Raw genomic sequence first — 13,838 nt, 5'->3', positions numbered from 1 at the left:
CCCATGGATTTCTGGGCGACGGTCCTGGTCCTGTTCCGGCGGTGGTACGTCACCTTCCCCGTCTTCGTGCTCGTGCTCGCGGGGGCCGCCGGCGTCTACGTCATGTTCCCGAAGACCTTCGTGTGCTCCTCGAGCCTCGTGCTGACCGTCCCCCGCGACGGGGGGAGCCTGCCCGCGGATCCCAAGTTCCCCAACCCGGTGACGAACCCGCTGGTCAACATCGACAGCGGGCTGGGCCTTTCCGCCTCGATCCTCATCCAGGGTCTCAGCACGGGCGAGGTCGCGCGGCAGGTGGGCGTGACGCCCGGCGGACGGACCACCTACAAGATCAGCAACGGCACGACCAACCCCGAGCTGATGATCACGCTGCCGTTCGTCGTCATCTCCGCGGAGGCTCCGACGGCGCAGGAGGCTCATGACGTGGTGGCGCGGCTCGGCAAGATCGCCCAGGAGAAGCTGATCGAGCAGCAGCGGGCGCTGGGCGCGCCGCGGGCCACCTATCTCAGGGCGTTCGAGGTCGTGCCGCCGACCACCCCCGAGGAGAAGACGGGGAGCAGGCTGCGGGCGGCGTGCGTCGCGCTGGCGATGGGCCTGTTCCTGAGCATGGCCGCCGCCTTCGCCGTCGAAAGCTGGGCGCGATCGCGCCGCGCCCGCCGCTCCGGCACCGCGAAGCCGCAGGCGCCCCTCAACGGATCCGCCTACCCCGCCGGCACGCGGACGACGTCGGCGCCGCTGCTCCGGCACTGACAGCCGTGACCATCGGGAGTCCCGTGAGGATCCACAGCCCGCTGCCGGGATCACGCCGGCACGCCGACGGCGCGACGCTCGTCTGCCTGTTCGTGCTCTCCCTGCTGCTCATCCCGGCTCGGCTGGTCCTGCGCGGGCTGCCGATGTCACTGGCGCTCGCCGACGTCCTCGCCCTCCTGCTCCTCCTCGTCTGGCTCCTGGCGCAGTTCACCACCACTCTCGGCGCCGCCAAGGGCGCCAACCCCGTCCGCACCGCGATCTTCGCGTACGGGATGGCGTTCCTGACCTGCTACGGCTTCGCCAGCCTCGGATATCTGCCCTCGGACGAGCTCAACCTGGCGGACCACTCCCTGGTGCTGTTCGCCGGGTACATCGGGCTCGTGCTCATGATGTGCGACGGCGTCAGGGGACGGGACCGGCTCGACTTCGTGCTCAAGACGGTCGTGGTGGCCGGGGCGATCGTGTCGGTCGTCGCCACGTGCCAGTATCTGCTGGAGTTCGACCCCACGACCTATATGTCCCTTCCCGGGTTCCGGCACACCTCCGTCGAGGGCACCGAGACCGTGATGTCGCGGGCGGATCTGCGCCGGGTGGCCGCGACGCTGGGCCACCCGATCGAGTTCGGCGTCTTCTGCTCGATGGTCCTGCCGTTCGCGGCGCACTTCGCCCTGCAGGCGCGGGATCGAGGCGAGCCGTGGCGGCGCTGGTGGCTGTGCGCGGCCCTGATCGCGGCCGGGCTGATGTTCTCGGTCTCCAGGTCGGCCGTGCTCGGGATGGTCGTGGTCGGCGTGGTGCTGTTCACCGGCTGGCCGCTGAAGCGCTGCCTGGTGAGCCTGGGGGCGCTCGCCGTGTTCCTCGGCGTGATGAAGGCCGCGGCCCCCGGGCTGCTCGGCACCTTCTACAACCTGTTCGCGAACGCCGGCTCCGACGACAGCATCCTCTACCGCACGCACGACTACCCGTTCGCGCTGTCGGAGGTCGCCAAGCATCCGGTCTTCGGCCGGGGCATCGGGACCTGGTATCCCTACAAGCACCAGGTGTTCGACAACCAGTATCTGCTCTCGCTGGTGGAGACCGGTGTGGTCGGCGTGGTGGGCTTCGTCGGCGTCATCGTCTGCGGCGTGATCGTGGCGCTGCGCGCGCGGCGGCTCAGCGGCGATCCCAACGTCCGCAACCTGGCCCTGACCATCGCCGCCTGCCTGCTGGTTCCGCTCGTCGGCGCGGCCACCTTCGACCTGCTGTCCTATCCCGGCGTGACCAGCCTGATGTTCCTGCTGATCGGGGCCGCCGGCGCGCTGCTGCGCACGCTGAAGGCGGAGAACGCCGCCCGGGCCTCCGCCCCGCCCACGACGGTGGCGGGGCATGCCGGGCTACGTCCCGAGGCGGTCGCACAGGCCGGCCCAGGAGCCGGCTGACAGGTCCCGGCCGCTGATCGCGCCGACCGGCAGCGGCCACGGGAGCGCCAGATCCGGGTCGTCGTATCGCACGGCGAGGTCCTCCGACGGGTCGTGCTCCCGGTCGATGCGGTAGCACACGTCGGCCTCGGTCAGCGCCTGATAACCGTGCAGGAGGCCCGGAGGCACGTAGAGATGGGCGAACGTCTCGTCGTCGAGCAGCACCGTCAGATGGTGGCCGAAGGTCGGAGAGCCGGGCCTGGCGTCCACCAGGACATCAAGGACGGCGCCACGGGCGCATCGGACCAGCTTGGCCTCGCCACGTCCCGAACGGCCGTGCATGCCGCGGATGGTGCCCCTGCGGGAGCGTGACTGGCTGTCCTGGATGAAGGCGGCGGGGTCGAGCCCGTGCTCCGCGGCGAGGGCGGCGTCGAAGGTCCGGGTGAAGAAGCCGCGCTCGTCATGGTGGGGCGTGGGGACGAACAGCAGCACGCCCTCCAGGGCGAGTCGCGTCACTTTCACATGTCTGTAGTCGCGGCGGGCGGGCCCGCCGTTACGCCGCCTCCGCCGAGCCGCCCGCCCGCTCATTGCGGCAGCACCCGCATGCGCCGGGAGGGCCGCAGCAGGGCCGCCAGCGAGGCCCGTGCCGTACGCCGGCCGGCGAGCGTGCGCAGTGCCTCGCCGAGAACCACGGCCAGATAGAAGGCGAAGGAGGCGACGGGCCCGCGCCGCCGCCGGAACAGCCGCACCCGGTTCGTCGTCAGCAGCGCGGCCAGCACAGGGTTGACGTTCGCCTCTCCGCCGATGTGCTCGACCACGGCCTCGGGTTCGTACCAGAGCGCCCAACCCCGATCGGCCGCCCGCAGCGCGAACTCGGTCTCCTCGCTGTAGAGCAGGAAGGACTCGTCCCACGGCCCGAGGTCGCGTACGGCCGCCACGGAGACGAGCAGAGCGGCCCCGGTGGCCCACGCGGCGGCGCCCGGCGTCCGATACCGGCGGGGATCGGTGATCACCTCGCCGAGCCGCCCGACGCGGTCCGCGAGCCGTCCGCCGAGCACGGCCTCGGCCAGCGCGCCGCGTACGGTGGGGGCACGGCGCAGGGAGGGATGGGTGTGGCCGTCCGGGCTGACCAGCCGGGGTACGGCGATGCCGCGGCCGGGGGCGGCGTGCAGTGCGGCGGCGAGACGGGCGAGCGCTCCCTCCCGGGTGCGGCAGTCGGGGTTGAGAATGGCGACGGCGTCGACGCGGTCGAGGTGTCCCTCGCGGTCGAGGGCGGCGATGCCCGCGTTGATGCCCGCCGCGTAGCCGGCATTGCGGCCCAGCGGCACCACCATCGCTCCGGCCCTCTCGGCGAGCGGCACGGACTCGTCCCGTGACGCGTTGTCGGCGACGACGACCCGCACGAGGTCGGCGCCCCGCGCGCCCGCGGCGAGCGACCGCAGGCACTCTGCCAGCACGCCCGCGCTGTTGTAGGTCACGACGACGACCGCGATCCGCGGGGTCTCGGACATGCGGCCCTCCGGGGGGTCGGGAACTGCCCGCCAGGCGCATGCTAAGGGCGGTGAATCCGGCAGGCAACGCATTCCGCGATCTTCGCCCCGGGTTGCCGGTGGAACGTGGCAATGCGGGAACCAGGTGCTGTAACACGGGCGGATTCGCCGGACGATATTCCAGTCGGAGCCTTGCCGTTCCGAGCCGCCCGGGGAAGCTCGTGGCGGGTCGCGCGGTGGCGAGCACGGGGGCGACCGATCGAGACAGGCACCTTTCAGCCGGCGGCGAGGGAGAGATCGATGCAGGAGACCCAGGCGTTCACCTTCCGTCGAGAGGATCTGTTCCCGCTGGCCGACCGCCGGCGTCAGGACTTCCTCGACGCCGCGCCGTTCCGGCACGTGGTGATCGACGACTTCCTGCCGCCCGGTGTGCTGGAGCCGATCCTGGAGGAGTTCCCGGAGCCGCGCGACGCGAGCTGGCAGCAGTTCGACAGCTCGCGCGAGATCAAGCTCGCGCTGTCGGACACCGAGCGGATGGGCCCCGCGACCCGCCACCTGCTCGCCGAGTTCAACGGCCAGGTGTTCGTCGAGTTCCTCGAACGGCTGACGGGGATCACGCAGCTCGTCTCCGATCCGCACCTGGAGGGCGGAGGCCTGCACCAGATCAAGCCCGGCGGCTTCCTGAAGGTGCACGCCGACTTCAACCGGCATCGCAGGCTCGACCTCGACCGCCGGCTCAACGGGCTGCTCTACCTCAACAAGGACTGGAAAGAGGACTACGGCGGTCACCTGCAGCTCTGGGACAAGGACATGACCCGGTGCGAGCACAAGATCCTGCCGGTCTTCAACCGCTTCGTCGTCTTCGCGACGACCGACGACGCGAACCACGGGCATCCCGACCCGCTGACGTGCCCGGACGACCGCGCCCGCCGTTCGATGGCGCTGTACTACTACACGAACGGCCGGCCGGAGGAGGAGGCGGGCACGGACCACACGACCCTCTTCAAGCAGCGGCCCGGAGAGCAGTGGAAGAGCAGCTTCCGTCAGACGGTGAAGCGCTGGACGCCTCCGGCGCTGGTGGACCTGCTCAGCCGCGACCGCGGGGCGTAGCCGGACGGGGTGCCGGAGGCGCGCCGCCGATGTTCCCGGCGTGGCGCGGACCCTCCCGGTACGGTGATGGCGGCCGGAGATCCGCCAGGATGCACGGCGTGGACATGCCCGCACGACGGGCGCAGGGGGGAGAGCGCGGTGAGTCGCATCACGTCATGCCGGTGCGTTCGCATCGACCGCGGAAGCGGCCCGGCGTGCGCCGGGCGGTGACGAGACATACGGCGGTCCTGCTCGCGGGAGCCGTACTGGTGACCTCGCAGACCGCGTGCCAGGCGACCACGGACGGCGGCCCGGTGCGCCCCACCCCCTCCGCGACGCCGTCGGCTCGCACCACGCCGAGCCCCGCGCCCTCACCGTCGCGACCGGCGGCGTGGCCGGGGCCGGACAACACCGGAGTGCCGAAGGGGATGAAGCTGCGCCCGTCCGGGCCGATCACCGTGACCAGGGACGGCACGGTCATCGACGGTCTGGAGGTGAACGGCGCGATCACGGTCGAGGCCGACGACGTCACCATCCGCAACACCCGGGTTCGCGGCACTCCGGGCTGGTGGGGAATCCTCCAGCGGCAGGGCCACTCGGGTCTGACGGTCGAGGACGTCGAGATCTTCGGCAACGGCAGGGAACGCACGCAGTTCGGCGTTCTCAACCAGGGTGTGATGATCACCGTGCGGCGGGCGAACATCCACACGATTTCCAACGGCATCAGCACCGAGCAGGGCCTCATCGAGGACAACTACGTCCATGATCCGAAGCTCTACAAAGACGATCACGTCGATATGATCATGTCGTCCGGGCCGCCCGCCCGGGGAACCGAATTGATCATTCGCCACAATACGGCGATCAATACGCTCGACCAGACCAGTGCCATTGCGCTGTTCCAGGATTTCGGCGTGATCCGGGACGTGACGGTGGAGGGCAACCTGCTGGCGGGCGGCGGCTGGGCGCTGTACGCCGGGGCGGGCGCCAAGGGCACCTCGTCGAACGTCAAGGTCATCGGCAACGTCTTCAGCCGCAAGGTGTGGCCCAAGGGTGGATTCGCGGGCCCGGTGGCCTACTGGGACGCCCACGGCCGCGGGAACGTCTGGCGGGACAACGCCTGGGAAAGCGGCGGCGGGAAGGTAACGCCCGAATAACGCCCCTTGTCGCCCCATTGCGATTGATGTGCAGATTGGGGCGCAGGTAGATTGCGCTGAAAATGGTTCCTTTTGCGAAAACAGCCCACATTGTGTGTCGGGTGTGGCTACCCTCCCGAAGGAGCCTCCCCCTATAGAGGCGGACAGTCGGCATAACCGTTATCCGGAAGGAGTCGACTGTGCGGATATATAAGGACATCCGGAAAAACGGGCTGCTGGTCGTGGCGAGTCTGTCCGCCCTCGCCGTCCTCGCCGGCGGATGCGGTATCGGCGGCCAGGACGCGTCCGACGGGACGGCCGCGCTCACGGGCGCGGACGTGCGGGACGGTGCGCGGGACGGTGCGCGGGACGGCGCGGAGCAGGACGCGCAGGCGAAACCGCGGGCGGCCGGCGCCGAGGCGGTCAGGGCGACGCCCTCCTCGCGCCGCGGCCGCGAAGGGGCGACGCCGGCTCCCACGGGCCGGCGGACCCGGAACCCATATCCGGCGGTCACCTGGTGGACGACCCTGCCACCGCGAAGAGGACACCGGCCCACCCCGCGGCCCACCCCGAGGGTGTCCTGGACGGCGAGATTGTCGGCCTCCCCGCGTCCGGGCATCCCGGCCGGCCCCTCACCGGACGAGTCGCCGACCCGCCGTCCGACGACACGTCCCACTTCCTGGCCGACCCTGCGTCCGACTTCCTGGCCGACCCGCCGTCCGACGACGCGTCCGACTTCCTGGCCGACCCGCCGTCCGACGACGCGTCCGACTTCCTGGCCGACCCTGCGTCCGACGACGCGCCCCACTTTCTCGCCGACCCTGCGCCCGACCCTGCGCCCGACCCTGTGGCCGACCCTGCGGCCGACGCCGCATCCCACGCGCAGTCTCTCTCCCAGCGCCGTCCCCTCGCGCAGTGCAGTCCCCTCGTACAGTGCGACCCCTTCGCGCAGTGCAGTCCCGTCGCGGAGTGCCAGACCCTCGTACAGTGCGACGCCTTCGCACAGTGCGACGCACGGCCCGTCGCCCAGCCCGTCGCGCACCCCCGTCCCGGACCGGCCCTCGCCGACGCCGTCGAGGTCCGCGTCCGCCCGTCCCTCTCCGACGCCTTCGGACGCGCCCGTGCCGCCCCGTACGGGCGAATGGCCGGGCCCCGGCACCACGGGTGTCCCGGCGGGTGCCACGCTGAAGAGGTCCGACTCGCTCGTCATCACGAAAGACGGCACCGTCATCGACGGCCTCGACGTCTACGGCGACATCACGGTGGACGCGGACAACGTGACCATCCGGAACACGCGGGTCCGCGGGCAGCGGGACTACTGGGGGATCCTCCAGCGCGAGGGCCGCTCGGGGCTGACGGTCGAGGACGTCGAGGTCTTCGGCAACGGCAAGGTGCGCACCCAGTTCGGCATCCTCAACCAGGGCAGGATGATCACGATCCGGCGGGTGGACATCCACACGATCTCGAACGGCATCTGCACCGAGCAGGGCGTGGTGGAGGACTCCTACCTCCATGACCCCAAGTATTACCCGGGCGACCACACGGACATGATCATGAGCACCAGCGCGCCGGCCAAGGGCACACAGCTGATCATCCGGAACAACACGGTCATCAATACCCTCGACCAGACCGGCGCCATCGCGTTGTTCCAGGATTTCGGCGTGATCCGGGACGTGACGGTGGAGGGCAACCTGCTGGCGGGCGGCGGCTGGGCGCTGTACGCCGGGGCCGGCACCAAGGGCACGTCGTCGAACGTCAAGGTCATCGACAACGTCTTCAGCCGCCAGGTGTGGCCCAGTGGCGGGCACGCGGGCCCGGTGGCCTACTGGGACCACGAGGGCCCCGGCAACGTCTGGCGGGGCAACACCTGGGAGGACGGCGGGGCCGTGAACCCCGGCAAGTCGTGAGGACGACGAGCGGCCGGGCCCCGGCGGAGCCCGGCCGCTCGTCGGCGTCCGGCGTCAGGCGCGTTTGTAGGCGATCACCGACTTCACCAGGCCGGCCAGCCGTTCGAACCGGATTCGCGAGCCGGGGAAATAGTGCCGCATCTCCGTCACGCTGAGCAGCTCGACGTCCATCACGATGCGCCGCGCGGCCTCCCGGTCGGAGGTCGGCGTGTGGATGAGCGGCCAGCGGCGGAGGATCTCCGTACGGGCCGTCAGCGGCAGGAACTGGAAGCCGGGGAACAGGAAGTGCGGCTCGACCGGGAAGTAGCGGTAGGGCGTCTGCACCCAGTGCCGGTCGGCCAGGGAGTGCACGGTGTCGGCGAAGATCTGCCGACGCTGGTGACCCCCCACGTGCTCGATCACCGCGTTGGAGAAGACCAGGTCGTAGGTGCCGCTCCGGATCGCGGCAGGCAGGTCGCAGGCGTCCGCGACGTCGGCGCGCAGCCAGGGCGGCAGGTCCGGCGGCGGCTTCTCCAGGTTGACGATGTGCACGCCGGCCGGTCTGACCGGGGCGCGCAGCCAGGCCCCGGCCGTCCCTCCGAGGTCGATCACGTTCATCCGGTCGAGGTCGGGAAAGCACTCGGCGAACCAGCTCCACCGCCGCGCCCGCGCCTTCGCTCCCAGTGAGCCGGGAGCGTCGACGAAGCGGTTGCGCAGGGCGTTCAGACGGCTCATGGGCGGGGCCTCTCTGCTGCGGGGGCTCCTCGGGGCACGCGCGAACCGCCCGATGCCGGAACGGTCATCAGCCCTTGCCCTCGTAGGAGAGCGCGACGTCCTCCGGCATCCGCTCCAGGTCGGAGACGCGCAGGAAGTCGCGGAGCGTCGTGCCGGTGCACGCGCAGTCGACGTTGGGCGCCTCGTGCCGTGCGATGACGTCGTCCAGGTTGACGGTGCGGAAGTCGATGCTGAAACGGGTCCTGCCCGACGTGTTCGGCACCGACGAGTGCAACTGGTTGCCGGAGAAGATCAGGATGCCGCCCGGCTCGGGCACGACCGTCACCCGGGGTTCCAGCTCGATCGGCTCCTCGGGCTTGGGCTGCTCCCGCGTGTCGGTGCCGATGTGCTGCGCGGCGTTGAAGCGGCTGATCCGGTTCCACTCGTAATAGTCGTAGCGCGCGGACCCGTTCTTGACCGGGGTGTTCCAGTAACGCGGATGGAACGTCATCACGTTCTCGGGCACGACCTCGAAGATCGGAATCCACCAGTTGACCTGGCTCAGCGGCGCCGAATACCAGGTGTCCCGGTGAGGGTGGAACGCGTAGGCGATCCCCGTGGTGAGGTAGTCGTCGGAGGTGGACGACCGCATCCTCGGCACGTCGAAATACGTCCGATCGGCGTCGCAGCCGAAGGAGAGCAACAGCGCCCGCAGAAGTTCCTTCGCGCGCGGGTGATGGATGAACTTCGGCTTGAGCTCGGCGAGGATCGCGGCGAACTTCTCCACGGGCAGTTCATACTGGGCCGTTTCCGGGTCCAACCCGCCGAACGCGTCGCCGATCAACTCCCGCGCGAACTCGATCAGCGCCAGGGACTCGGGACGGGCCGGATACAGGAAGACGTGCCCTTCGTAGAGGCGTGTGCGGCGTTCTTCGTCCGTCAGAAGGGGACCTGAGAAGATAACGGTCACGGTACGGCTATCGCCTTTCTGGAGTCTTCTGTTACCTACGCCCACGCACGCTCGGCATACCAGGCCAGCGTCCGTCGCAGCCCTTCTTCCAGACCGACCGAGGCCTTCCAGCCGAGGATTTCGGCGGCCGGCCCGACGTCGGCGGTCTGAGCCACGTCGAGGGGACGGTCGGCGACCGTGCCGAATCGCGGCCGGAGTGCGGTGCCGGAGATGTGGAAGAGCATCTCCGCGGTCTCCCGCACAGAGGTGAGAACCCCCGTGCCGATGTCCAGCACCTGCCCGGCGGCCCGGTCGGTCTCGCCGGCCAGGACGAACGCCTCGACCACGTCGTCCACGTACACCCAGTCGGCCCGCTTGCTCCCGCTGGTGAGACCTGGCTCCTCACCGCGCAGCAGGGACTGCGCCAGGTATGGCACAAGCTTCCGGGCGTCCCGCTGGCCGGGCCCGTAGACCATGGTCGGCCGCAGCACGGCGACCGGAACGCCCCACAACCGGTGGAACAGTTGCGCGTAGCCGGTGGCCGCCCACTTGGCCATCGCGTACGGCGACGGGGGCGGCGACTGCTCGTTCGCGGGCCGGGGTTCCTCACTGGAGCCACAGAGCACCACCCGGATCCCGGGGAGGGCCGCGGCGTGACTCAGCAGGTTCACCGTGGCCAGAAGGTTGCTCTCCAGTGTGGGCAGCACGAGGTCGGTCTCTCTCGCGCCGTCGACCTCACCGGCCAGATGGAAGACGATGTCCGGCCGTGTCTCCCGGAGCAGCGTCCCGGTCGTCTCCCGGTCGCGGAGGTCGACGGCGTGCCAGGTCGCCTGTTCCCCCCGGCCCGGGTTCTGCCGGTGTGCGGGACGTCGGCTGACGGCGTGCACCTGGGCGCCCAGACCGGCGAGCCGGAGGGCGAGACGGCTTCCGATGAATCCCGACGCTCCTGTGACCAGGACCCTCTTTCCGGCCCATGGTGGTTCTTCCGGTCGTGGGGGTGACGGTGGTCCGGAGGAAGGGGGCCGGGCCATGTGTGCTCTCCCTGGATGCTCGATCATGCTGCGTATCGGCAAGGAGACGATCCGGTCGAGAGCGGGGTTGACGGCGAGAACAATGTTCGGGGCCGCTAATGCGAAAAGGGACCCGTCCGAAGACGGGTCCCTCCTCTGGTGGTGGGCTCAGCCGATGGTCCAGGTGTCCCCACCGTGGAGCAGGTCGGCGAGGCTGCCCGCGCCCTTGTCGGCCGTGGCCGTCTCGACCTGCTCGTTGAGGAGCTGGTCGTACGACGGCCGGTCGATCGAGCGGAAGACGCCGATCGGCACGTGATCGAACGCCGGCTCGTCCAGCCGCGACAGCGCGAACGCGAGCGACGGGTCGGGGTTGTGCGCGTCGTGCACGAGGATCTCGCTGTCGGCGATCTCGGCACGGCGCACGACCTCGACGCCGCCCGTGGGCGACAGCCGTACGGCACGCTCGTTGTCGCCGGTGCCGAAGACGATCGGCTGCCCGTGTTCGAGCCGGACGGTGATCTCGTCGCGGGTGCCGGGGTCCTTCAGCGTGTCGAAGGCGCCGTCGTTGAAGATGTTGCAGTTCTGGTAGATCTCCACCAGCGAGGCGCCCCGGTGCTCGGCGGCCTGGCGCAGCACGCTCTGCAGGTGCTTGCGGTCGCTGTCGATGGTCCGGGCGACGAACCCGGCCTCGGCGCCGAGCGCCAGCGAGATCGGGTTGAACGGCTTGTCCAGCGAGCCCATCGGCGTCGACTTGGTGATCTTGCCGATCTCGGAGGTCGGGGAGTACTGCCCCTTGGTCAGGCCGTAGATCCTGTTGTTGAACAGCAGGATGTTCAGGTTGACGTTGCGGCGCAGCGCGTGGATCAGGTGGTTGCCGCCGATCGACAGCGCGTCGCCGTCACCCGTGATCACCCACACCGACAGGTCGGGCCGGGAGGTGGCCAGGCCCGTCGCGATCGCCGGCGCCCGCCCGTGGATCGAGTGGAAGCCGTAGGTGTTGAGGTAGTACGGGAACCGCGAGGAGCAGCCGATGCCGGAGACGAAGACGATGTTCTCGCGCTTGAGCCCCAGCTCGGGCAGGAAGCTCTGCACCGCCGCCAGGATCGCGTAGTCACCGCAGCCCGGGCACCAGCGCACCTCCTGGTCGGACTTGAAGTCCTTCAGCGTCTGCTTGGCGTCCGTACGCGGGATCAGGGCCAGGCCCTTCCCGTTGAGCGTCTCAGTCACTTTCGATCACGTCCTGGATGACGGCGGCGAGTTCGGCGGCCTTGAACGGGAGCCCGCGCACCCGGTTGTAGCTGATCACGTCGACCAGATAACGGGCCCGCAGCAGCATGGCGAGCTGACCGAGGTTGATCTCCGGCAGCAGCACCTTGTCGTAGGAGCGCAGCACCTCGCCGGTGTTGGCGGGCAACGGGTTGAGGTGCCGCAGGTGCGCCTGGGCCACCTTGTGCCCCGCCGCGCGCACCCGGCGGGCCGCCGCCGCGATCGGCCCGTACGTCGAGCCCCAGCCGAGCACGAGCACCCGGGCGTCGCCGTCGGGGTCGTCGACCGTCAGGTCGGGCACGTCGATGCCGTCGATCTTGGCCTGACGCAGCCGCACCATCTTGTCGTGGTTGTCCGGGTCGTAGGAGATGTTGCCGGTGCCGTCGGCCTTCTCGATGCCGCCGATCCGGTGCTCCAGCCCCGCCGTGCCGGGCACCGCCCACGGGCGGGCCAGCGTCTCCGGGTCACGCCGATAAGGCAGGTAGGTCGTGCCGTCGTCGCCGTTGGGCTCGGTGGTGAACAGCACCGAGATGTCCGGCAGCTCGTCGAGGTCCGGGATGCGCCACGGCTCCGAGCCGTTGGCCAGGTAGCCGTCCGACAGCAGCATGACCGGCGTGCGGTACTTCAGCGCGATCCGCGCCGCCTCGATCGCCATCGTGAAGCAGTCCGACGGCGTGGCCGCCGCCAGCACCGGCACCGGCGACTCGCCGTTGCGGCCGTACATCGCCATCAGCAGGTCGGTCTGCTCGGTCTTGGTCGGCATGCCCGTCGAGGGCCCGGCCCGCTGCACGTCCACGATGATCAGAGGCAGCTCCGTGGTCACCGCGAGGCCCACGGTCTCGGCCTTGAGCGCGATGCCCGGGCCCGAGGTCGTGGTCACGCCGAGCGACCCGCCGAAGGCCGCGCCGAGGGCGGCGCCCACGCCGGCGATCTCGTCCTCGGCCTGGAACGTCCGGATCCCGAACCGCTTGTGCTTCGACAACTCGTGCAGGATGTCGGACGCCGGGGTGATCGGGTAGGAGCCGAGGAACAGCGGCAGCTTCGACTGCACCGACGCCGCGATCAGCCCGTACGCCAGGGCCTGGTTGCCGGAGATGTTCCGGTAGGTGCCCGGCCGGAGCGTGGCCGGCTTGATCTCGTACGACACCGAGAAGGACTCGGTGGTCTCGCCGTAGTTCCAGCCCGCCTGGAAGGCCGCGATGTTCGCCTTGGCGATCTCCGGCTTCTTGGCGAACTTGGCCTCCAGGAACTGGATCGTCCCCTCGGTCGGCCGGTGGTAGAGCCACGACAGCAGACCGAGCGCGAACATGTTCTTGGCCCGCTCGGCGTCCTTCTTGGAGATGTCGAAGCCCTCGAGCGCCTTGACCGTCAGCGACGTCAGCGGCACCGCGTGCAGGCGCCACTCGGCCAGCGAGTCGTCTTCGAGCGGGTTGCCGTCGTAGCCCACCTTGGACAGGTTGCGCTTGGTGAACTCGTCGGTGTTCGCGATGATGTCGGCGCCCTTGGGGAGATCCCCGAGGTTCGCCTTCAACGCGGCGGGGTTCATGGCGACGAGCACGTTGGGCGCGTCGCCGGGGGTCAGGATGTCGTGGTCGGCGAAGTGCAACTGGAAGCTCGACACCCCGGGGAGGGTGCCGGCGGGAGCGCGGATCTCCGCCGGGAAGTTGGGGAGCGTCGACAGGTCGTTGCCGAACTGGGCCGTCTCCGCCGTGAACCGATCACCGGTGAGCTGCATTCCGTCGCCGGAGTCACCCGCGAACCGGATGATCACGCGGTCGAGTTGCTGAACCTGCTTGGTCACAGCTCCTCAGTCCTCCTTGACGCGCCCAAGCCTGCCTGCTGGTGGCACGTTGTCATGTCCATGCTAGATCCATCGGGGTCACGCTGGTTTTTCGCAGATGCGCACTTGGGGTGCGCACTGCCGGGACTTTCCGCACCTGTGGCGCGTTCCCGTGGTGCCTCGGCCGCCGGGGGGCGGCGCACCGTCAGCTTCGCGAACCATCCGGGCGACACAGGCCCGACGCGAGCCGGCACAGGTCCAGGTGCAGACGGGCGACGAGCTTGATTCGGGTCACGATCCTCAACTATATGCGGGGGACTCGGATGTGACCGTCAGGTGTTCAACCCTTGAGATCGTGCCGGGGTTATCCTCGAGACCGG

13 protein-coding genes are annotated in these 13,838 nt (G+C 69.8%); 5 read left to right on the top strand and 8 right to left on the bottom strand.

Going from position 1 to position 13,838, the window contains the following annotated elements; translation table 11 throughout:
* Positions 1-3 precede the first annotated feature (3 nt).
* Both FLX08_RS16680 and FLX08_RS16675 read left to right on the top strand, forming a co-directional pair.
* A complete protein-coding gene (locus FLX08_RS16680; protein WP_142619776.1) occupies positions 4-747 on the top strand; it encodes a GumC domain-containing protein in 744 nt (247 codons plus the stop codon).
* A 23-nt stretch (positions 748-770) separates the two neighbouring features.
* Positions 771-2,162: an O-antigen ligase family protein gene (locus FLX08_RS16675; RefSeq protein ID WP_142619775.1), complete on the top strand. Its 1,392-nt coding sequence runs from the start codon at positions 771-773 to the stop codon at positions 2,160-2,162.
* Here the strand turns inward: FLX08_RS16675 and FLX08_RS16670 are convergent.
* Positions 2,118-2,657, bottom strand: a complete 540-nt coding sequence (locus FLX08_RS16670; RefSeq protein ID WP_244312691.1) for a dTDP-4-dehydrorhamnose 3,5-epimerase family protein — start codon at positions 2,655-2,657, stop codon at positions 2,118-2,120. The two genes, FLX08_RS16675 and FLX08_RS16670, sit on opposite strands and share 45 nt — an antisense overlap.
* Before the next feature lie 68 nt (positions 2,658-2,725).
* Positions 2,726-3,652 carry a glycosyltransferase family 2 protein gene (locus FLX08_RS16665; RefSeq protein WP_142619773.1) on the bottom strand — a complete coding sequence of 309 codons (927 nt, stop codon included), beginning with the start codon at positions 3,650-3,652 and terminating at the stop codon, positions 2,726-2,728.
* Positions 3,653-3,931: 279 nt separating this feature from the next.
* Here FLX08_RS16665 and FLX08_RS16660 point away from each other — a divergent pair, with 279 nt between their 5' ends.
* Positions 3,932-4,741, top strand: coding sequence for a 2OG-Fe(II) oxygenase (locus FLX08_RS16660; protein ID WP_142619772.1), 810 nt, complete (start codon positions 3,932-3,934; stop codon positions 4,739-4,741).
* A 148-nt stretch (positions 4,742-4,889) separates the two neighbouring features.
* Here the strand turns inward: FLX08_RS16660 and FLX08_RS16655 are convergent, their stop codons facing one another.
* Positions 4,890-5,201, bottom strand: coding sequence for a hypothetical protein (locus FLX08_RS16655; RefSeq protein ID WP_142619771.1), 312 nt, complete (start codon positions 5,199-5,201; stop codon positions 4,890-4,892).
* Positions 5,202-5,214: 13 nt separating this feature from the next.
* On the opposite strand from FLX08_RS16655, the gene FLX08_RS16650 reads away from it, so the two are divergent.
* Positions 5,215-5,874 carry a right-handed parallel beta-helix repeat-containing protein gene (locus FLX08_RS16650; RefSeq protein ID WP_142619770.1) on the top strand — a complete coding sequence of 220 codons (660 nt, stop codon included), beginning with the start codon at positions 5,215-5,217 and terminating at the stop codon, positions 5,872-5,874.
* A 1,100-nt stretch (positions 5,875-6,974) separates the two neighbouring features.
* On the top strand, positions 6,975-7,760 hold the full coding sequence (locus FLX08_RS16645; RefSeq protein WP_142619769.1) for a right-handed parallel beta-helix repeat-containing protein: 786 nt from the start codon (positions 6,975-6,977) through the stop codon (positions 7,758-7,760).
* A gap of 54 nt (positions 7,761-7,814) precedes the next feature.
* Here FLX08_RS16645 and FLX08_RS16640 read toward each other — a convergent pair whose 3' ends face one another.
* From FLX08_RS16640 to FLX08_RS16620, 5 genes are all read right to left on the bottom strand, one after another.
* Positions 7,815-8,474: a class I SAM-dependent methyltransferase gene (locus FLX08_RS16640; RefSeq protein ID WP_142619768.1), complete on the bottom strand. Its 660-nt coding sequence runs from the start codon at positions 8,472-8,474 to the stop codon at positions 7,815-7,817.
* A 67-nt stretch (positions 8,475-8,541) separates the two neighbouring features.
* Positions 8,542-9,423, bottom strand: coding sequence for a phytanoyl-CoA dioxygenase family protein (locus FLX08_RS16635; RefSeq protein WP_142619767.1), 882 nt, complete (start codon positions 9,421-9,423; stop codon positions 8,542-8,544).
* Between the two features lie 35 nt (positions 9,424-9,458).
* Complete coding sequence (locus FLX08_RS16630; RefSeq protein ID WP_167530452.1) at positions 9,459-10,433, bottom strand: NAD-dependent epimerase/dehydratase family protein; 975 nt, start codon at positions 10,431-10,433, stop codon at positions 9,459-9,461.
* A gap of 147 nt (positions 10,434-10,580) precedes the next feature.
* A complete protein-coding gene (locus tag FLX08_RS16625) occupies positions 10,581-11,639 on the bottom strand; it encodes a 2-oxoacid:ferredoxin oxidoreductase subunit beta (protein WP_142619765.1) in 1,059 nt (352 codons plus the stop codon).
* Entirely contained in the window at positions 11,632-13,479 is a 1,848-nt protein-coding gene (locus FLX08_RS16620) for a 2-oxoacid:acceptor oxidoreductase subunit alpha (protein WP_142619764.1), read from the bottom strand. The genes FLX08_RS16625 and FLX08_RS16620 overlap by 8 nt, the downstream gene beginning before the upstream one ends.
* Between the last annotated feature and the right edge of the window lie 359 nt (positions 13,480-13,838).

The organism is Microbispora hainanensis (assembly GCF_006874475.1).
GTDB lineage: Bacteria > Actinomycetota > Actinomycetes > Streptosporangiales > Streptosporangiaceae > Microbispora > Microbispora hainanensis.
This window is presented reverse-complemented; position numbering and strand designations above follow the sequence as displayed.